This window comes from Paenibacillus sp. strain BS8-2 (assembly GCF_054483835.1).
The window spans coordinates 3,213,982-3,233,149 of record NZ_CM137010.1 but is presented as its reverse complement, the minus strand read 5'-3'; the positions used below and the strand labels follow the sequence as shown (position 1 = coordinate 3,233,149).

Annotated in this window: 18 protein-coding genes; 6 read left to right on the top strand and 12 right to left on the bottom strand. The window is 50.2% G+C overall.

The genetic code is table 11. The features are described 5' to 3' along the window. From ACX1C1_RS13835 to ACX1C1_RS13800, 8 genes are all read right to left on the bottom strand, one after another. Positions 1-1,065, bottom strand: coding sequence for an efflux RND transporter periplasmic adaptor subunit (locus tag ACX1C1_RS13835; RefSeq protein ID WP_458952779.1), 1,065 nt, complete (start codon positions 1,063-1,065; stop codon positions 1-3). Further along, positions 1,022-1,720, bottom strand: a complete 699-nt coding sequence (locus ACX1C1_RS13830; RefSeq protein ID WP_458957679.1) for an ABC transporter ATP-binding protein — start codon at positions 1,718-1,720, stop codon at positions 1,022-1,024. Before ACX1C1_RS13830 ends, ACX1C1_RS13835 begins: the two co-directional genes overlap by 44 nt. Before the next feature lie 206 nt (positions 1,721-1,926). Then, positions 1,927-2,859 carry an AEC family transporter gene (locus ACX1C1_RS13825; protein WP_458957678.1) on the bottom strand — a complete coding sequence of 311 codons (933 nt, stop codon included), beginning with the start codon at positions 2,857-2,859 and terminating at the stop codon, positions 1,927-1,929. 84 nt (positions 2,860-2,943) lie between these two features. Next, complete coding sequence (locus tag ACX1C1_RS13820) at positions 2,944-4,800, bottom strand: ABC transporter ATP-binding protein (protein WP_458952778.1); 1,857 nt, start codon at positions 4,798-4,800, stop codon at positions 2,944-2,946. Then, the gene (locus ACX1C1_RS13815; protein ID WP_458952777.1) at positions 4,797-5,405 is read right to left on the bottom strand and encodes a PadR family transcriptional regulator; all 609 of its coding nucleotides are present in this window, start codon (positions 5,403-5,405) and stop codon (positions 4,797-4,799) included. The genes ACX1C1_RS13820 and ACX1C1_RS13815 overlap by 4 nt, the downstream gene beginning before the upstream one ends. A gap of 126 nt (positions 5,406-5,531) precedes the next feature. After that, positions 5,532-6,140, bottom strand: a complete 609-nt coding sequence (locus tag ACX1C1_RS13810) for a transglutaminase-like domain-containing protein (RefSeq protein ID WP_458952776.1) — start codon at positions 6,138-6,140, stop codon at positions 5,532-5,534. Positions 6,141-6,257: 117 nt separating this feature from the next. Next, positions 6,258-7,187 (bottom strand): EamA family transporter, encoded by a 930-nt coding sequence (locus tag ACX1C1_RS13805; RefSeq protein ID WP_458952775.1) that lies wholly within the window; start codon positions 7,185-7,187, stop codon positions 6,258-6,260. A 93-nt stretch (positions 7,188-7,280) separates the two neighbouring features. Beyond that, the gene (locus tag ACX1C1_RS13800) at positions 7,281-8,150 is read right to left on the bottom strand and encodes a helix-turn-helix transcriptional regulator (RefSeq protein ID WP_458952774.1); all 870 of its coding nucleotides are present in this window, start codon (positions 8,148-8,150) and stop codon (positions 7,281-7,283) included. Positions 8,151-8,303: 153 nt separating this feature from the next. Here ACX1C1_RS13800 and ACX1C1_RS13795 point away from each other — a divergent pair, with 153 nt between their 5' ends. The 4 genes from ACX1C1_RS13795 to ACX1C1_RS13780 all read left to right on the top strand — a co-directional run bounded on the left by ACX1C1_RS13795 (position 8,304) and on the right by ACX1C1_RS13780 (position 11,936). Beyond that, entirely contained in the window at positions 8,304-10,370 is a 2,067-nt protein-coding gene (locus tag ACX1C1_RS13795; RefSeq protein ID WP_458952773.1) for a beta-galactosidase, read from the top strand. Between the two features lie 147 nt (positions 10,371-10,517). After that, a complete protein-coding gene (locus ACX1C1_RS13790) occupies positions 10,518-11,009 on the top strand; it encodes an SRPBCC family protein (RefSeq protein ID WP_458952772.1) in 492 nt (163 codons plus the stop codon). Further along, positions 10,996-11,316, top strand: coding sequence for an ArsR/SmtB family transcription factor (locus ACX1C1_RS13785; protein ID WP_458952771.1), 321 nt, complete (start codon positions 10,996-10,998; stop codon positions 11,314-11,316). The genes ACX1C1_RS13790 and ACX1C1_RS13785 overlap by 14 nt, the downstream gene beginning before the upstream one ends. Positions 11,317-11,441: 125 nt before the next feature. Next, on the top strand, positions 11,442-11,936 hold the full coding sequence (locus ACX1C1_RS13780) for a hypothetical protein (protein ID WP_458952770.1): 495 nt from the start codon (positions 11,442-11,444) through the stop codon (positions 11,934-11,936). A 77-nt stretch (positions 11,937-12,013) separates the two neighbouring features. Here the strand turns inward: ACX1C1_RS13780 and ACX1C1_RS13775 are convergent, their stop codons facing one another. Continuing rightward, the gene (locus ACX1C1_RS13775; RefSeq protein WP_458952769.1) at positions 12,014-12,997 is read right to left on the bottom strand and encodes a Gfo/Idh/MocA family protein; all 984 of its coding nucleotides are present in this window, start codon (positions 12,995-12,997) and stop codon (positions 12,014-12,016) included. A 187-nt stretch (positions 12,998-13,184) separates the two neighbouring features. Here ACX1C1_RS13775 and ACX1C1_RS13770 point away from each other — a divergent pair, with 187 nt between their 5' ends. Together ACX1C1_RS13770 and ACX1C1_RS13765 are read left to right on the top strand one after the other, a co-directional pair. Continuing rightward, on the top strand, positions 13,185-14,114 hold the full coding sequence (locus ACX1C1_RS13770) for an ABC transporter ATP-binding protein (RefSeq protein WP_458952768.1): 930 nt from the start codon (positions 13,185-13,187) through the stop codon (positions 14,112-14,114). Between the two features lie 2 nt (positions 14,115-14,116). Beyond that, positions 14,117-15,238, top strand: coding sequence for an ABC transporter permease (locus tag ACX1C1_RS13765; protein ID WP_458952767.1), 1,122 nt, complete (start codon positions 14,117-14,119; stop codon positions 15,236-15,238). Positions 15,239-15,381: 143 nt separating this feature from the next. Here the strand turns inward: ACX1C1_RS13765 and ACX1C1_RS13760 are convergent, their stop codons facing one another. The 3 genes from ACX1C1_RS13760 to ACX1C1_RS13750 all read right to left on the bottom strand — a co-directional run bounded on the left by ACX1C1_RS13760 (position 15,382) and on the right by ACX1C1_RS13750 (position 18,935). Next, positions 15,382-16,467 carry a cation diffusion facilitator family transporter gene (locus ACX1C1_RS13760; RefSeq protein WP_458952766.1) on the bottom strand — a complete coding sequence of 362 codons (1,086 nt, stop codon included), beginning with the start codon at positions 16,465-16,467 and terminating at the stop codon, positions 15,382-15,384. A 408-nt stretch (positions 16,468-16,875) separates the two neighbouring features. Continuing rightward, positions 16,876-18,363 (bottom strand): methyl-accepting chemotaxis protein, encoded by a 1,488-nt coding sequence (locus ACX1C1_RS13755; protein ID WP_458952765.1) that lies wholly within the window; start codon positions 18,361-18,363, stop codon positions 16,876-16,878. Further along, the gene (locus tag ACX1C1_RS13750) at positions 18,360-18,935 is read right to left on the bottom strand and encodes a GNAT family N-acetyltransferase (protein ID WP_458952764.1); all 576 of its coding nucleotides are present in this window, start codon (positions 18,933-18,935) and stop codon (positions 18,360-18,362) included. The genes ACX1C1_RS13755 and ACX1C1_RS13750 overlap by 4 nt, the downstream gene beginning before the upstream one ends. Between the last annotated feature and the right edge of the window lie 233 nt (positions 18,936-19,168).

The window sequence follows — 19,168 nt, the reverse complement described above, 5'->3', positions numbered from 1 at the left end:
CTACGGAAGCACGATTTGCATGCCTGCCTCCAGCCCTTTCGTAATCTCGATGTTCGTCGAACCTTTGATGCCCGTCTCTACGTCGACCTCACGAATCTTGTCACCATCCTCAAGGATCCGTACAAATGTACGTCCAAGATAACTTCTCAAGCCGCTGCGCGGAATAACGATGACATCATCGCGCTCCTGCAAGAGTACCTTCACATCTGCGCGAGTACCGATATTCGCCCCTTGCGGCAGCTTCTCGAGCTCGACAAAAATCATCTTTCCGTTACGCTCCTTAGCGACCGGATTATCTGTGAATGGAGCAGATGACGGAGTCTGGACAACCTTGCCCACAAGCTCAGTATTCCCGTCAAAGGTCAGCTCCGCCTTGGCGCCGACATTCACAAGATTGACGTCCGGCGAACCATCCGTCTGGAATGCGAGTCTTAGCTGGCTGGGATCCGCAACGACAACCAACGTGTCGAACTCGCGCACGGGATCTCCTTCTTTCAGGTCAGCCACGTATGTGACTTGCCCTTCCATCTCCGCCGCCAGAAGCTTGCCGTCAAAGGCGGACAACATTCTTTCGTATCTTAGCTTATCGATATCGTATTGCAGCTGAGCGACCTTTAATCCGTCGCTGTCGCCATTCTGTTTCGCCGCTTTTAATGCTTGGTTCGAGCGTGTAGCATTCAACTCCAGCTGCTTAAGCTCAATGTCCATGTCTCCCGTATCGAGACGAATAAGCGGATCGCCTTGTTTCACGACATCCCCCGCTTTGACCAGTACCTCCTTGACGATACCGCCGCCTGCTTTAAACTGCATAGAATCCGTGAAAAACGATTCCAGCGTGCCATTCCCTCGAATCTCTTGCGTAATTCTCCCCTTCACGACTTCGACTGTTCGATAATTCTCTTGCGGCGGTTTGACGAGCGGCGGCTTCAACGCCTCCTCCTCAGCTGGCAATAGCGAGCACCCCGTAAGCGACAGTGCGGCAGCGAGAGCCGCTGTTATCATTGTTATCTTTTTCATGCGATTAGCCCGGAACGACAATTCGTCCATCCTCCAGTTCGTATACATGATCTACAATCTCCATAATGGCGGGGTCGTGAGTCGTCATGATGATGGTCATGCCTGATTGTTCCACCAGCTCTCGAAAAATTCTCATAATTTGCAAGCCGGTTCGACTATCCAGCTCCGCTGTTGGTTCGTCCGCAAGCAACAAACGAGGTTTATGGGCTATTGCCCGGGCAATGGCTGTCCGCTGCTGCTCGCCTCCCGATAGCTCAAAGGGTCTGTGCGACATGCGGCTCTTTAACCCGACCTGCTCCAGCGCGGCTTCCGCGGCAGCTTTGCGCTCCTTGGCCGGGAATCCCGATACCCGAAGCACGAACTCCACATTCTCGTATGCGGACATAAGAGGAAGAAGGGCAAACGATTGGAAAATCAGTCCCATCCTCGTTCTGCGAATCCCATCGCGCTCTTGATCAGACATGGCGGTCAACTCTTTACCTTCGAACATGACCTGCCCTCCGTCTGGACGATCCAGTGCGCTGAGCAGATTGATTAATGTTGTTTTGCCTGAGCCGGACCGGCCTTTAAAAGCAATTAACGAGCCTGACGGTATGGTGATATCGACTCCGTTTAATACATGAACGACGGAAGGCCCGCGACCAAACGACTTTGTGATACCGCTTCCAATTACAATATCAGAAGATGCAGCTGCGTTTTGAATTCCAGTTCCCTCCTATCAGAGAATCTATTATCATCTTTTTCCATTTTATCTCCCTCAATTACCAATCACAATATCAAATATGTCAGAAATGGTGTGTATTTCAACGAACTTACCTTTAATCCCTAAATAACGATTATAATCTTAAAATTTGCATAAAAAAAGACATCCACAGCCGCACTCGCATGCAGGGGATGTCTCCTATCAAACTAGATTTGTATATTCAAGAAGAAGATCACGACCGTAACCGTTATAATACTGATTACCGTAGACAAGAATACCGCCTGCGTAGCAAACTCCTTCTCGTTGTCGAACTCCACGGCAAGCAGCACGCTGCTGAGTGAAGTCGGTACAGCAGACGATACGATAAGCGCAGCGGCGGTTAGCTTGTCGAGCCCCATCAGCGTCGCGATGCCCCATGCGAGAAGCGGTCCAGCCACCAGCCTCAAGGCCGCGGAGATGGATACGTCAACGGCCAGCGAACGCTTAATTCGCCACTCCATGCTGCCAAGCTGCACGCCAAGTGTAATCAGTGCCGTTCCGATGAATGCCTGTGCCAGGTAGGTAATCGGCATTTCGATCGCGTCCGGGATCGGTACTTGCAGCCAACGCAGCGCGAGCGCCCCAGGTATAACATAGATAACCGGCATGGATAGAATCGTCCGCCACACTTGTTTCATATCCGCCTTATGTGCATTTACATTGTAGATGCCCCATGTATTCGGAATTAGCGATTGAACCATCATGACGATGATCTGAATCGCGAGCGTTTCCTTTAGTCCGGCAAAAGCCAGCTGGTTGAGCGGTATACCATAATTGGCACTATTGTAGAACAGGACGCTGTTTTTCATCGCGCTTCTCATGCTTGGATGATAACCTTTGATCCTGATTACGATTTCGATCAGAACGTATTGCGAGAACATGAAGAGCAGAAGGAACAAGAATACCTTGCCGATAAGCGACAGCTGCAGCTCCGTATTATAGAGAAGATTAAACATGATAGCAGGTGAGAACAGATAGAAGTTAAGCTTCGATAGTGTCTTGATATCCAGGCTGAACGCCCGCTGAAGCACGATGCCGAGCCCGATCAGCACGCCCATTGGCAAAACATTGTTCATCAGTATGTGTAAGAAAATCGTCATGGTGATCTCTTCTTTCCCAGTTGAATACCGCATCCTAGCGACTCCATACATAAGTCTACCAGTCAACAGGCCATCTGGCTAGCGTCAATCTTGTCGTTGTGTCCCTTGGCTCGCCGATTCCAGCTGGGGGAACTGGAGCTCGTAAAGCTGGCTGTATCTCCCCTGCAGTCGCAGCAGCTCCTCGTGGCTCCCGCTTTCCAACATTCGGCCTTGCTCAAGCACATGAATACAATCGGCCTGCTGAATCGTCGACAATCTATGGGCGATGACCAGGCAGGTACGACCTCTAAGCAGCACTGACAGTGCCTCCTGGATATGCTGTTCTGATTCCGAATCGAGCGATGCCGTCGCTTCGTCGAGAATGATGATGCGCGGATTCTTCAGGATAGCCCTCGCGATCGATATCCGCTGCTTCTGCCCGCCTGACAGCTTGACGCCTCTTTCTCCTATCTGCGTTTCGAAGCCCTGCGGGAACGCTTCAATAAACTTGTCGGCATTCGCCGCTCTGGCTGCCGCCCATACCTCTTCATCCGAAGCGCCTGCATTTCCGTACCGGATATTCTCGCCGATTGTCCCATTGAACAAAACGATATCCTGAGAAACGATGCCGATCTGCTCGCGCAGGGAGACAATGCCTACATCCTTTAGAGAATAGCCGTCTATCGTGATATCGCCGTCTTGCGGTTCGTAGAATCTAGGGATCAGATTGGCAATTGTCGTTTTGCCGGAGCCGGACGATCCTACGAGCGCGGTTATTCGGCCAGCCTCGAGCGTCAGATTGAAAGAATCTAGCACAACCGACTCATCCGAGTAAGCGAAGCGTACATCGCGGAATTCGATTTGGCCGTGCGCAGGCGGCAATTGAAACGCGTCTTCCTTCTCGATGATATCCGCCTTGGTGTTCATTACTTCCATAATGCGTTCGAACGCGGCAGCCGATTGTTGAATCGTATTGATGATGCGGCTAAAGTGGCGAATCGGATTTTGAAGCAGCCGCAAGTAGGCGATAAATGCGACGATCGTACCGATCGACATCTCGCCCCGCATGGATAACCACGCGCCAAACACAAGTACAATGGCAAGACCCAGGAAGTTAAGAAAGTCGATAATCGGCTCATATGCGGCGCGCAGCCTCACGACTTGAATGTTGGCGTCCATATTTTTGCGGGTACGCTCGGAGAAACGGTCGGACTCATAGTCCTCAGCCGTAAACGATTTGATCAGCCGAATGCCTGTCAGTGAGTTCTGCAGATGATCGCTCACATCCGCCACCGATTCCTGTACTTTGCGGAACGAAGCACGCATTCGCTTGCCGAACAATCTCGTCGTCAGAATCATGAACGGGAACGTCGCAAGCAGAAGCAGCGTCAGTCTCCAGTCGATCCAGAGCATATAGATAGCGATGGCCGTAAAGGTGAAGAAATCGGTGAACAGCTGCATCATGCTCGAGGAAATCATCTGTTGCAGGATGCTGACATCATTGGTAACGCGCGACATCAAGTCACCTGTGCGGTTGCGATCGAAGAAGGATACGTCCAGACCCTGCATATGCCGATACAGATCGTTCCGAAGTTTGTAGAGCACCTTCTGGCCAATCGAGGCCATCAGTGAAGTGCTTAGAAAGCGCAGCAGACCTAGTGCAATTGCCGCGCCGAGCACACCTGCTCCAATCGCGAACAGCTGGTCAAAGCGCTTGCTGGGTATGAGCTCGTCGATCGTGTAACGTGTCAACTGAGGAACGATAAATTCCAATAGCGAGACGGCAATGATACATACGACCGCCATCGCAATAGCCCGCCACTCCAACCTGGCATGCTCGTAAATTCTGGCGAACATACCAAATATGCTAGCCGGCTTCAGCTTCTCGCCAGTGCCGAATCGTCCCATGCCCATTCCGCGACCGGGGCGGAATGCGCCGTTGGTAGAGGGGCCTCCATTCATTCTTGTTCCCCCTCGCCGATGCCGCCGTTATCCTCCTCCGTAATCTCGAGTAGGGCTCGACGCAGGTTAGTCAGAAGCAATCTCAACTGTGCCGCTTTTGTTATATCGGTGAGTGCTGTCCGCTCCGCCGCTTTGAGCAAATGCAGCAACTCCTTCCCGGCTGGAGTAAGTCTACGGTTGCGACGAGCCCCTCCCCATTGGCCGCTTTCGTCTTCGCCACCGTTAGACTCACGCGACTCGCAGCTCTGATCGCCGGACTCAGGCGATTCCGGTTTCTCCTTCTCCTCCTGCAGATAGACTCGGCCATCGTCCGTTATTTCGAATATCTTTTTGCCATCCTGCTTGTAGGCATGGACTAAGCCCTGATCGCGCAGCATTTGCAAGGTGGGGTAGATGGAGCCTGCACTCGGTTTGTACGTGCCGCCTGATTGCTCCTCGAGTGCCTTCATCATTTGGTAACCGTGCATGTTCTCTTGCTCCAGCAATTCGAGTAGAGCGTACTTGACGCCCCCCCTGCTAAAATAACGTTTGCCCGAACCACCCGTCTCTCTTTCATTGCCCAGGTGCAAGAACAGTCGTTCTTCTTGTTTCCATTGTTCACTCATGCCGCTACCTCCATTAACGATATATCGTATTACCAAGAATACTATACGATATATCGTTAAATGGCAACTTTCTATTTTTAGACTGCCGCTGTTAATATCCAGCTAATGTTCCCGTTTGTTGTTGAACTATATTTCATTTGGTAAACCGTGAAGATACATAGAAATGCAGTCTGAGTTTCGTCTTAAGGCATCAATTGTTTTTGGGTTCGGTAGCTTAAAAATGGTAGGATAGTCGATCTCGTCATATTCTTTTCGTATCGGAAAAGCGAGTTGTTCTCCTACTAATGAAAATTCGGCGTGGATCCCTGATTTATTGCCACGAGCATCCAAGCGGATCCATTTATCGTACTTGAGTATATACACAGCGTTTAAAGCATGGATACAATAACCGGTATCCGGTGTGTCCCCTAACGTGAGCCGTTGATAACAAAAGCCGGAGGGTATGCCTGCTCTTCTTAATACTGCACACAACAAGTTCGATTTTGCATAGCAGATGCCTTCCTTAAAAAACAATGCTTCTGAAGCCGTACATGTGATTCTAGTACTCTGGATATCCCAGGAATGATTTATCTCATCCCGAACATACTCATAAGACTTTTTAATAAAATCCACTTGATCTGCTGACGTTTCAACCAGTTTGGATGTCAGCTCAACAATTAAACGATGATTATAATCGATTTCAGTTGTCTCAATTAAGTAATCTTTTAAGACATCTGATTCACAGTGTAGTTCCATTTCCCTTCACCTCTAAACCATTATTGCATCGCGATTTCATCGCAATTAGAAAACGCATCTCCGTTGATACGGTGGGATGCAGATTATTTTTATTCGTTCATTGTTTGCCGCCTTCCACTAATTCCCGAACAGCCTCATTAACAAAATACCGGCGAGCGACAATACGATGCCCGTCGTTTCCGTGACGGTAAACTTATCTTTCACCACGAATCTCGTATATAGAAGCACGAGCGGCACATTCAATGCCACGACCGCCGAGACGAGGCCCGCTTTGCCAAGATCGAATGCGGTTACGATAAGCAGCATGCCTGCCGTATTGGTAAGGCCGATAACAAGACCCGTCACAAACGTTTTTTTAACGCTCCATTCCGCCCTGCTTGATAGTGCCAACCCTTCAGTTGCTCCTTCCGTTGAAGCAGCTTCCACGGATGCGGCTGTTTCTTGCATGGTACGCTCCCTCCGCCGATCTACGAGCCACCACAGGAAGAAACACAATGTACCCGAGGTGAACATAAAAAACAGCGTCGGCATCAGATCGGCTCCGAGCAGCGTCGACCACTTGCCGCTAAGGTCGTTGAATGCGAATAAAAGCATCGCGAGCAATCCCCACTGCGCTCCTTGCAGATTGCGGAGCGTGAGATCGCTGGAGTAACGAACAAGCAATACGCCTCCTATAATAATTGCGAAAGCCAGAAGCTGCAGCCCTCCAATTCGTTCATTCCACAAGAAGAAAGCAGCGACCACGACGACCACTGACGGCAATGCAGTCAGAATGGCGACCAACGACGCTTTGCCAACTGCAAAACCTTTGAACATACTCGCATTGGCGCCGAACGAAAACAACCCCATTTGGAGGCCGACCAAACAACTTATCGTCCATTCGGACGACATGGCGAGCGCCCCTGTCAAATTAACGATCGCTCCCATTGCAAACACGCCGCATAACATCAGATTACGATTGACCGGCTTTTGGCTGCTCCAATGATACAGAATGCCCCTAAGACCGAACGCGACCGCTGCCAACACCGATAAAGTGAGCCATAACATAAGATTTCCTTACTCCTTCCTGAACGAGATGCCCACTTCCATTTCTCACCATCATACATCGATTTCTCTACCCATGGAATAAGCTCAAAGCATTTAATCATCAGGTGACTCTTCGGCAGCTTGAGGAAAGCTGTCATATAGCTGCCTGTACGACTTGGGTGTAAGTCCTTCCGCCATGCGGAAAAGCTTGATGAAGTAACTCGATTGCCCAAACCCGCAGCTTCTTGCCACTTCCCCTACCGGCATGATTGTCGTTGCGAGAAGCAGTCTCGCACGCACCATCCGGCTCTCCGTAAGAAACTGATTAGGCGTTCTGCCTGTCGCGAGCTTGAACATTCTTAAGAAATGATAGGGGCTAAAGCCTGTCAACGCAGCCATTTCCTCCAGACTCCAATCCTCCTCGCATCTCGCCCGAATTCCGTCTGCCGCTAACCGGATAACATCCCGTTTCCCCAGCTGCGACGGAGCTTCGAGACTCTCCGTCTGAACAGAAAGGAGCATCAGCAGCTCGTAGAGCCGCGAAGACATAGCAGGTTCATCAGCAAGCTGGAGCTTCTTCCCCATCTTGTACATCCTTTCGGTCAACGCCACGAACCGCTCGCTCGCCGAGAAGGAGAACGTCCAGCACCCGAATTCGTCCGCTTCCCGTAGGATTGGCAAAGGCGCCGTTGCGGAGAAGTGAATCCAGCGGATATCCCAAGGCTCTTCTTTACTCGACTCATAACGTTGATACGCATTCCTTCCATACAAGAAGCCATCACCGGCGGCAAGCTCGATAACCTCGCCAGACTCCAGATAGACGTAGCCCCTCCCTGCAAAAACAAGATGAAGATTATATTCCTTCAGCGCTCCACGCTCTCTAATCTCCGAATGTTCAGAGCTGCCGGCATATCTGCCGTACATATCCGGATAACAAATATAATGGGAAAATGATGGTTTCGGAGCGATATAATGTTGTCTCACGACCTCCTCCACTCCCTGTCGATTTCGCAATTTTTTATTATCTTAAGCAAAATGTTAATATATACATCCCTATATTCATCGTTTTAAAATTAACATGAGCAATTTCATATCGCAATATATTTATATAAATGTTCTATAAGGAGGATGTTGGCAATGAACAACAAATCTGCCCTCGACAAGCTGGAGCTTGGCGTATGTTATTATCCGGAGCATTGGCCGGAGCATCTGTGGGAGGACGATTATCGGCGTATGCGCGAGCTTGGAATTACGATCGTGCGCGTAGCCGAATTTGCGTGGAGTATCTTCGAACCGGAGGAAGGCGTCTTCTCCTTCGAGTTATTTGATAGAACACTTGACCTTGCCCACAAGCATGGACTTCAGGTCATTCTCGGCACGCCAACAGCAACACCGCCAGCATGGCTGACGCAGCGTTATCCCGAGGTGCTGAACGTAACGCATGACGGCGTCACCCTGCAGCATGGTTTACGCCGTCATTACAACTACAGCAGTCCCAAATACCGTGAGCTTTGCTCGATCATTACGCGCCAAATGACCGAGCATTATAAGGATCATCCCGCCGTTGTCGGCTGGCAGATCGACAATGAGCTCAACTGTGAAATAAATGTGTATTATTCAGAAGCGGACCATATCGCATTCAGAGCTTGGGTGCAGGATAAATATGGTACCTTAGATGCGCTCAACGCGGCTTGGGGCACAGTCTTCTGGAGTCAGACCTATACGGACTGGAGTCAAATTCACTTGTCTCGTCCAACGACTGCAGGCAAGTCGCCGAATCCGCATTTGGCACTCGATGAAATCCGCTTTATTTCCGACAACACAATAGCGTTCGCAGCCGTACAATCCGCCATCATTCGAGAGGTTGCCCCACATCACTGGATTACAACAAACGGTCTGTTCGGCCATTTGGACAATCATCGTATGACGGACGAGCTGCTGGACTTCTTCAGTTATGACTCGTACCCGCAATTCTCGTCCATCTATTTCGATCCAACCGAAGAGAATCGGCTTGCTGATCGTGGATCCAGCCAGACGCTTTCGACCGTACGCTCCATCTCCCCGAACTTCTGCATTATGGAGCAGCAATCCGGTCCCGGCGGCTGGGTGAACCGCATGGATATGCCATCGCCTAAGCCGGGGCAAATGAGATTATGGACGTATCAGTCTATCGCTCATGGAGCCAATATGGTCGTTTATTTCCGCTGGCGTACAGCGACATTTGGCCAGGAAATCTACTGGCATGGCCTCAATGATTACCACAATCAAGAAAATAGAAGGATTCGGGAAGCACGCCAAATCGGCAAAGAGGTCACTGCGATTAACGATCGTGTGGCAGGCACAACATATGCCGCCGAGGTAGCCATCCTTCGGGATTATAATAACGAGTGGGACGGCGAATATGACATCTGGCATGGTCCTTTCTATTGGAAAAGCAACACCGAATGGTTCAAGGCGCTGACAAGACGTCATATTCCTAGCGATAATTTCTATCTGCGTCCCGAGACGACAATCGAAGATCTACGGAAATACCGAATGTTGGTCTACTCCCATCCCGCGATCATGTTAGACGAGACGGCTGCTCTTCTAGAGCAGTACACAAGTGAAGGCGGAATCGTTGTATTCGGCTGCCGTACAGGCTACAAGGATGATCGCGGTCATTGCTACATGCGTCCATTCCCCGGAGCCGCTGCCAATCTATGCGGTATTTCCGTTGAGGAGTTTACAATGGTGAAGGGCTCTCGTGCCCCCGTATCCATGGAGTGGGCGGCTAGCACTGCAATTAGCGATACGGTTGTCACGGCTGCGAATGCTTTTAACGACGTACTGCTGCCCGAGCTCAACTCCGTTCAGGTGATGGCCACGTATGCGAACGATCATTATGCCGGCAAACCTGCCGTTACTCGCAATTCGTTCGGTCAGGGGTATGCTTGGTATTATGGAGCGGTCTTCGACGAGGCGTCCGCCTCCCGGATTTTGGAGGAAAGCGGCATCGTGTCTCCGGTGCGCGATTGGCTTCAGTTACCACCACAGGTAGAGCTTGCGATTCGACAAGACGATCGTGGTCCCGTCTATTTCTTGCTCAATTACAACGAAGAACCAGCTTCAATCTCGCTTTCCGGCTCCAAACGTGACTTGCTGACGGACTCGGAACTGGAAGGCGCAGCCGTAATCGCGCCGTTTGGCGTTATGGTGCTCGAATAACGTACTGCTTGGAATGGAATTGCCGCTTCGTCTCGACGGGCGGTATTTTTCTTTTCTTTATATTACTTTTAAGTTATATAACTTTATGGTAATATACATAATAGAACATATGCAAACTAACCTTTCAATGAATCGGAGGACATTCGAATGGACGGAACCATTATCGAACGAGCTGGAGGCACAGCCATTCTGTTCCAGCGTCAACTTAAACATTCCAAGGATGAAGTCTGGCAAGCGATCACCGATCCTAATTCCATCAAAATGTGGCTGACGGCTACAGCGGATATCGAGCATTTTGAAGGAGGGAAGCTCGAATTACGGTGGGATAACGGAGATGTCGTGACGGGCAAAGTCATGACATACAAACCGAATAACAAATTATCTTATACGTGGACGGAGGAAACCTCCGGCGAATCGATTGTTTCTTTTCAATTAAGTGACTCCGAACAAGGTACGCTGCTGACACTGGAGCATCTTTTCTACAAAACCAATGACTTGCCAAGTTTCCTGTCGGGATGGCATGTCCATTTGGACGTTATCGATCTTGTATTAAACGGTGAAAGCTTTGAATTTCCATGGGCGCGGCAAAAGGAGCTTCAATTCACATACAAAGGAATGATTCAGGATGGGCGCCACTAAGTTAAGCATCTTCGAAATTATTGCCGAGCCGAACCGCCGAACCATGATCGGGCTCTTGCGCGAGCGTGATCGGTCCGTCAACGAACTTGTCAGCCATTTGGCAATTAGTCAGCCTGCTGTTTCCAAACATCTTGGCATCATGAAAAACGCCAAGCTGGTTGGCACCAGACAACAAGCTCAAAAACATATCTATTACCTGTTACCCGAGCCTCTGCGCGAGATCGAAGCATGGATCAACGACTATAGAGCATTCTGGTCGTTGCGTCTCGATGCCCTGGAAGATTTTCTGGATAGAAAAGAACCATAAACAGGAATGAAGTTAATTTCAAATTGGCGTTGACGGGGAGCGTGCCACGCTTTAGAATGTAACATGGAATGGAAGATCCGACTGCCATTCCATCTGCTTACTGAACCGAAAGAAGGTTTACATCCATGAATCGATTCAAGATTTATGCCATCTGCTTATATCTCGTCGTTGTGTATTGGATTTCGTTACATATTCCACATATGCACGCTATATTTTTCCCGACGCTTGGCGCTTTCAGTTTGTTATTCATCTCCCGACCATTCCGCAAACCAGAGGTGGGCCGCATCGCGTTAGGGGCCGTCGCCGCGTCGGCAATAGGTTCCCTGCTTGCACATTGGCATGCTGGAGCACTGTCTCTGCTGGCAACATTGTTAATTGTCATCGGACTCATTAATCGGTTTAAGTGGAACGCTCCTCCGATTCTGGCCGTGGCGCTTATCCCGTATTTCACGCAGCCTCCCGTTTTCTGGGCAATCCCCTTGTCCGTATGCGGAGCGCTCGCCGGCCTGCTTGTAACATTAACCGCTGCCGATTTTTGCGAGCAAACCTTTGGACAGGCGCGTACGTCCCGTATCCGTCAAGATGCAGGCACGCAGACCGAATACGATACAACCGCCTAAAATAATACGAGCTCCAGAAGGAACATGTCATGCCGACCATGTTGATCCTCTGGAGCTCTTTTGTTATCGCTATGAAATTAAGCTTCCCTATAATATTGTTCAATCAGCTTATCCATCACTCGGCTTGTCCGAATCCCGCTAGTCCCGTCACTAGGGCTTTGGGCTCCGCCGCGAAGCTCGTTTACGATAAGCTGAATCAGATTTTGCTGAATATGGAGCGGCTTCTCGATTCGGAATTGCTCGGCTCCTTGCGGCGTTTCCAGCGTAATCAGCTCATTGCCGAATGTGTCGAACCTGATCCGTCCCTTATCGCCGACGATCTCGTTCTCGTCCGCATGAGCATAAGCGCTAAAGCACCAAACGCCAATGCCGCGGACGCCGGACTCGAATGCAAAACTGCCGGTTACGATATCCTCCGCATCGTACAAGCCTGCTTGATTGCCGGCTCCTCCTGTTGTTTCGCGGATCGGCCCCAACAAATAATCCATCACGTCTAGCGTATGACTCGCCAAGTCCAAAAATAATCCTCCACCTGACTCTTGAGGATCCAGACGCCAAGGCAGCTCTTGTCCTGGGACGACGTTCGCCGGCTGGAATTGCTTCATAGAAACATAACGAACGTTGCCGATGGCTCCACCCTCCAGCAGCTCCTTAATTTTTCGGAAATAGTCCAAGCCTCTTCGATAATAAGCTACAAATAGCGGAATTCCCGCTTCCTTGCAAGCCTTGATCATCGCTTCGCACTCTGCCGAGCTGCGCGCCATTGGTTTCTCCACATATACGGGCTTGCCTGCTGCAGCGCATTTCAGAACATACTCCATATGTGAAGAAGGAGGTGTCGCAACATATACGGCGTCTACCTCCGGATCCGCGATCAGTTTATCTGCGTCATCGTACCATCTCGCCACGCCATGTCTCTCCGCGTAATCCTTGGCGAGCTCACCGTTGCGACGCATAACGGCCACAAGCTCGGAGCCCTCCGCCTTTTGGAAGCCAGGTCCGCTCTTGACCTCAGTCACGTTACCGCAGCCGATAATACCCCATCTTACTTTCTCCATCATCCTTTGTTTCCCCTCTCGTCTCCAGGCAGCAATGTCCCGGTCTTCCTGTTACGTTAATGATTCGATGCCCCGCTTCCATTCCCTGCCTATCGGTCTCCAGACGGAGAGAAAAAACGTTCCTTGGACGGTTTAGCAGCTTGTGGATATGTTTTACAATCGGATCAAATGGATAAGGAGTGATTTCGAGATGCCCGTATTGGAAGTGTCGCGATTAAAGAAATCGTTCGGAACGGTACACGCCGTCGAAGACATTAGCTTCGAAGTCGAGGCCGGAGAAATATTTACGATCATCGGACCTAACGGCGCCGGCAAAACGACAACGCTGGAAATGATTGAAGGATTGCTTCCACCGGACCAAGGCGAAATCAAGTTCGGCGCAATGAAATGGTCGAGAAACGGCGATGCGATCAAAAATTATATCGGCGTGCAGCCGCAATCCAGCGCCTTGTTCGATCTGCTGACCGTCGAGGAGAATCTGAAGCTGTTCGCCACCTTTTACGACAAATCTCGCCCAGTGGCGGATATTCTGGAGATGATCAACTTGACGGAGCACCGCGACAGACATGTCAAGAAGCTGTCCGGCGGACAGCAGCAGCGGCTCGCGATCGGACTTGCGATGGTTAACGATCCTGACGTCATCTTCCTGGACGAACCGACGACGGGTCTCGATCCGCAAGCTAGACGCAACATTTGGGACATTATTCTGAGATTAAAAGACATGGGCAAAACAACGATATTGACGACGCATTACATGGAAGAAGCGGAGAAGCTCAGCGACCGGGTCTGCATCGTCGACCAAGGAAAGGTCGTGACGCTAGATACGCCGGCCGCGCTCATTGATCGCCTGACCAAAGAACGTGAGGTGCGATTGTCGTTCCTCGACGGTGAGCAGGCCGCCATGGATACGGAGAAGGTCGCGCAGCGCCATCCCGCCGTCGTCCGCACGGTACGCGAGCAATCGGCGCTTCAGCTATGGACGACGCAGCCCGAGGACACATTATACGAACTATTCGGCTACACCAAGGACCGCGGCTTCCGAGTCGAACAAATTTCGATCCGCGAGCTTAGCCTCGAGGACGTATTTATCGCCTTTACAGGCAAAGAATGGAGGGACTAAGCTTGGCTGCCAAACAATTCGGCGCAATGTTCGCCGCCCATCTTAAAATGATGTTCCGTGAGAAACAGGTCTGGTTCTGGAGCGTATTTTTCCCCGTGATTCTAATGATATTGTTTATGATTATATTCGGAGGCGGGGGCGGCAGCGAGGACTTCAAAGCGAAGATCGCCGTTGTCGACGCCACTCCTAACGCATCTTCCGGGATGCTCCTGGAGCAAATGAAACAAATTCCTGTCTTCGAGTTTGTGGAAGAAACGCCTGTGGCGCTGGAAGAAGGCAAGACGCTCGTCGAGAATAAGGATGTCGACGCGTTGATTATTCTTCCGGAGGTCGAAGGGACCTCCGAGGTCGGTCTGATCGTGAATCGCGAGAACGAGGGCGGTGCGACGACACAAGCCGTATCCAGCATCATGAATCAATTCGTCCAACAAGCCAACTTGTCCGCTGCCGGAGCGACGCCTACATATGCGCTCAAGCTGGAGTCCATTACGACGGCATCCGAAGACACGAGCTACTCCGACTTCCTGCTGACCGGCATGATTGGCTTATCAATCGCGCAAGGTGGACTGTTCGGAATGGCTGATCTCGTGGACATGCGCAAGCGCGGGCTGCTCAAGCGTCTTCGTATGACGCCAGCTCGTATGGGATTATTCGGTCTATCCAGTATGCTGGTGCGCCTCTTGCTCGGCGTGATCCAGATCACGATACTCGCAGCGGTAGGCGTTTACGGATTCGGCGCGACGTTGCATATCAATGTGCTCAGCCTGTCTGTGGCATTTTTCGCCGGCGCGCTCGTGTTTAACGCGATGGGTTATCTGTTCTCATCGTTCAGCAAGACGATGGAAGCCTACATGGGTATGGCCAACATCGCCAGCATGCTGATGATGTTCCTAAGCGGCATCTTTTTCCCGGTCAATACGTTGCCCGAATGGCTGCAGGTTGTGCCGAAAATATTGCCGCTCACATACTTCGTCGAGGGCATGCGTGACGGACTTATTTATGCCGAGGGCATCGCTTCGTCCAGCTTCTGGATCGGCATGGGCATTATGGCCATCTGGGGCATCGTCTGCTTCGCGCTTGCGGCGAGATTGTACAAATCGAAATCGATTGCGGCCACGAGATAATAACAAAGACTTTGGAATAGACCTAGCATCTTTATAAACAACAAACGGGTACCTACACGAGAACACCTCTTAAAGTGTCATGTGTGGGTACCCGTTTCGCCTTTGTTGGAATCCGAAGTCTACCCCCTCGGAGGTGATGTACGCTAAACCTTCAACTCCGGATGACTGAGACCCGCCTTCTCGATCTGAACTGTCGCATGTTCAATACCGAACGTTTCAGCTAACATCGTAACCGCGGCCTGCAGCACCGCTTGCTCGGCAGCTTCATCCGCGATGAGCAGGTGGCAAGACATCGCGTCCATACCGGAAGTGATCGTCCATATATGCATATCATGAACGTCTTGTACCCCTTGCAGCTTCAACAATGTTTCTCGCACCTTGGTCGCTTCGACAGAAGTCGGTGCGCCTTCCATTAAGATATGAACCGTTGAAGCTATAACGCCCCATGCGCTCTTGAGTATCAATAGTGCGACCAACACACTAATGATTGGATCGGCAATGTACCAGGAGAACAGCAGCATCAACAAACCTGCGACAATAGCTCCGACTGAACCAAGGGCATCGCCGAGTACATGAAGATAGGCGCTTCGGACGTTCAAGTTGTCCTTCACGTCACCCTTCCGCATCAGGAACCAGGCGCTAACGAGATTCGCCAGTAAGCCAATCGCGGCTATAAGCATCATGGAGCCGCTCGCGACCTCCGGCGGATTGCCGAAACGCTCGATCGCTTCAGCGATAATGAATCCCGCAATGACGAACAACGTGACGCCGTTAAGCAATGCCGCCAATATTTCGAACCGATGGTAACCGTATGTGTTCTTAGCGGACGCCGGTTTGGCAGCGAACCACATCGCGACCAGGCTCAGCGCTAGCGCTCCCGCGTCGCTAAGCATGTGACCCGAGTCGGAGAGCAGCGCCAGCGATTTGGTTAACAGCCCGCCCACGAACTCCAGAATCATGATGCCTGAGGTTATCGTCAGTGCAATTGCAAGCCCGACTTTGTTATTGGGACCATGATGATGGCCGTGTCCATGATGGTGGTGACCGTGGCTGTGACTGTGACTGTGACTGTGACTGTGACTATGACCGTGGTGCTTATGTCCGTGATGGCGGTGTGCGTGGTATTCGTTATCATGGCTGTGATCACATTTGTTATTGTGCTGGTGCTCAGCCTTTGCGGCGCGATCATTTGCATGATCATGTTTGCTTTGATCGTGTCGATGGCTCATCTCAGATTCCTCCTAAGGTGTAAAACATGCATAATAAGGATTAATACAATATCCGTTTCATCATATTAAACATATGAACAACTATTCATATGTTTAATATAAACCATCTCATAATCCCGCGCAACCACTTATTACTAATTCCCGTCCTATACTTATCACGACTAACGATCACACCTCTGGTTTCTTAGTAACATACTCATCCTTGTTACGCAAACAATCAGCATTTCCGAAAATTCACATTTCCAAACACTCATTCCCATTATCAACCCTGCATTCACATATATACGCAAAAGGCGACGCCGGGAACATGATTCCCTGCATCGCCTCTACTTATTCCGCTTCTAGCCGTTCGTTAGCTCTCCATTACTCCACAAGCATGTGTCTTTTCCCTCTGCCTTCTGCTCTACCTCAAGCCGAACGTTTGCCTCCAGAAGCGTGCTCCAGCTCGGAGACAAGGGAATCGAGTCTTGCATACTCGTCTACCATCTCATTAATTTTCGTGTGTTGAATTTCCATATTCGCCTGGACAGCCTGGACGGAAGCTATGTTCTGCTGCGTAGTAGCTGCAATACTGTTAATTTCCTCGGCCATGAAGCTGTATCTCTCATGCAGGCTGCTCGTGCTGTCACCTACTTGAAGTGCCTGCTCCTGCGCCCGTCTGGCGTTATCGTTGATATTGCCGAACAGCTCAAGCGCTCCTTGCGTTGCGGCATTACTGCGAATGACAGCTTGCTGCCCGCCCTCCACATGCGAGTATACATCGTCAATTTGCGTACGGATTGTGGTTAATATCGCATTAATTTCTTCGGCGGAGCGGCGCGAATGATCGGCAAGCTTGCGGACCTCGCCCGATACAACCGCGAAGCCTCGTCCATGCTCGCCAGCCCTGGCCGCTTCGATAGCTGCATTAAGCGCAAGCAGGTTGGTCTGCTCCGATATGTCTCGAATCGTGTCCACGATGTCGGTAACCTGATCGTTCTGCTGCTGAAGAATCTCCATCTTGGCGACGGTGCTCGCAATCATCGTACGGAGCCCATCCATCTCCCGCGACAGAATGTCCATCTGCTCCTTGTTCCGCTCGGTAAGCTCCACGTTGGACTCCGAATATCCTCGAAGCATTGTTGAGCCTGCAAGCAGCCGCTCAATCGCATGATCGATCTGCTGCGCCGTTTCATTGATCGATAACACATTGTCGGTCTGCTTCTCAATGGCGGCAGCCATCTCGCCGAACGTGCCCGTTACCTCTCGGGAAATCACTCCCGTCGAGCGGACCTGCTGCTGCTGCTCTGCGCTGAACTTCGTGAGCACAACAATCGAGCCGCGCAGCTGAGTCAACACGCCTTCAACAAGTTCCTTGGACGCAAGCGCCTCGCTCTGTCTGGTACTTACCTCACGCTGAAGCTTCTGGCTGTATTGCGCCGCTACCGCCAGGCCAGTTGTTGCAAACGCCAGGTACAAGAATAATAAAACCAGAGAATCCGCCGGGAACAGCTTTGCCTGCAAGATCGGATCGCTAAAGATATAAGCGGATAATCCCGCCGCCAACACGCCCGTCAGGATAATCGGACGATAATCCGAATAAAGCGCGATTATAGCAAGATTGACGTAAACAAGAAAATAAGTGCTTACAATGGGGTTTGGATCCATCAAAATCAGCATGGTTACGATAACCGTCAAGTTGCATGGCATTAAATATTTGACGAATCGGCTTCCTGCATCGCGATAGGTCATAAAGGTTACAATGGCGCCAAGCGCCGCTCCGACACCAGCCAATAGTAGAATCATGTCAAGCCCAAGACCAATCATAATATCCGTTAAGACGCCCAATAACAGCATCCCCCAGAAAATTTTAACCAACAATCGATTACGTTTTTCCAATTCTGATAGTTGTTTCATGCCTGCACTTCCATCTCCGTTTTAATAGTCTGCGTTTGTGGATATGACAACCAACTATATCTGGTTTTGTTCTGATACATTTCTTTCATATCAAATATGACGGGGATGACGTAATCTCCTTTGTAGAAAATCTCCCCTCCCAATTTCTCCAGCGGAACTTTAAATGAAATGCTAAGCGCCCTCAGAAATACAGGTTCCATCAATGAGACGAAATAATCCATGTTTCTCTTCTCCGCGGCGTATACGGCCGATGATAAAATGTCCGCAAGCAAATTTCCTTTCCGGCGGTACGTCCCTAATATCGCGATCTTGTCGATCTCAGCGATGAATCCTTCCGACGCCACCACTTTAGGATGCTCCCCGAACGGCGCTATTTCGTTAATCAAGCTATTCTCTCTGTCATAATACTTAATCTCCGACGTTCCCACGCATTGTCCCTCATCCGTCAAGACCACGAATCGATCCAAGACTTGCTCCGCAAATTCCAGCTCATATCCTTTCTCGCGCCATACCGTCGTCCATATCCCGTTAAACATAGCCAGTTCCAACTCATTCTCTACTCTTTTAAACATCAGTACGATTTGTTCTCCTTATCCTAGTTCCATATTTTTATATGGTATCTTTTGTATATTCTATCGGAATAGTAGTCTTGAAAGTTTAGTTCATATAGATCTCCCTATCAAACTTTAACAAAGCGTTCATTATCCAAATAGAAGTCCCACATACATTCCTGATCATATAAACCACTTTTTGCCACTAAAAAGGATTATATCAAAATCCATCATTAAAGAGAATCCCTTAATCG

Excerpts from the sequence above, each read along its gene's own strand:
- ACX1C1_RS13790 (WP_458952772.1), top strand. The coding sequence starts at position 10,518 with ATGGACGGAACCATTATCGAACGAGCTGGAGGCACAGCCATTCTGTTC.
- ACX1C1_RS13775 (WP_458952769.1), bottom strand. The coding sequence starts at position 12,997 with ATGATGGAGAAAGTAAGATGGGGTATTATCGGCTGCGGTAACGTGACT.
- ACX1C1_RS13755 (WP_458952765.1), bottom strand. The coding sequence starts at position 18,363 with ATGAAACAACTATCAGAATTGGAAAAACGTAATCGATTGTTGGTTAAA.
- ACX1C1_RS13770 (WP_458952768.1), top strand. The coding sequence starts at position 13,185 with ATGCCCGTATTGGAAGTGTCGCGATTAAAGAAATCGTTCGGAACGGTA.
- ACX1C1_RS13795 (WP_458952773.1), top strand. The coding sequence starts at position 8,304 with ATGAACAACAAATCTGCCCTCGACAAGCTGGAGCTTGGCGTATGTTAT.
- ACX1C1_RS13820 (WP_458952778.1), bottom strand. The coding sequence starts at position 4,800 with ATGAATGGAGGCCCCTCTACCAACGGCGCATTCCGCCCCGGTCGCGGA.
- ACX1C1_RS13750 (WP_458952764.1), bottom strand. The coding sequence starts at position 18,935 with ATGTTTAAAAGAGTAGAGAATGAGTTGGAACTGGCTATGTTTAACGGG.
- ACX1C1_RS13785 (WP_458952771.1), top strand. The coding sequence starts at position 10,996 with ATGGGCGCCACTAAGTTAAGCATCTTCGAAATTATTGCCGAGCCGAAC.
- ACX1C1_RS13805 (WP_458952775.1), bottom strand. The coding sequence starts at position 7,187 with ATGTTATGGCTCACTTTATCGGTGTTGGCAGCGGTCGCGTTCGGTCTT.
- ACX1C1_RS13760 (WP_458952766.1), bottom strand. The coding sequence starts at position 16,467 with ATGAGCCATCGACACGATCAAAGCAAACATGATCATGCAAATGATCGC.
- ACX1C1_RS13815 (WP_458952777.1), bottom strand. The coding sequence starts at position 5,405 with ATGAGTGAACAATGGAAACAAGAAGAACGACTGTTCTTGCACCTGGGC.
- ACX1C1_RS13780 (WP_458952770.1), top strand. The coding sequence starts at position 11,442 with ATGAATCGATTCAAGATTTATGCCATCTGCTTATATCTCGTCGTTGTG.
- ACX1C1_RS13825 (WP_458957678.1), bottom strand. The coding sequence starts at position 2,859 with ATGACGATTTTCTTACACATACTGATGAACAATGTTTTGCCAATGGGC.
- ACX1C1_RS13835 (WP_458952779.1), bottom strand. The coding sequence starts at position 1,065 with ATGTATACGAACTGGAGGATGGACGAATTGTCGTTCCGGGCTAATCGC.
- ACX1C1_RS13810 (WP_458952776.1), bottom strand. The coding sequence starts at position 6,140 with ATGGAACTACACTGTGAATCAGATGTCTTAAAAGATTACTTAATTGAG.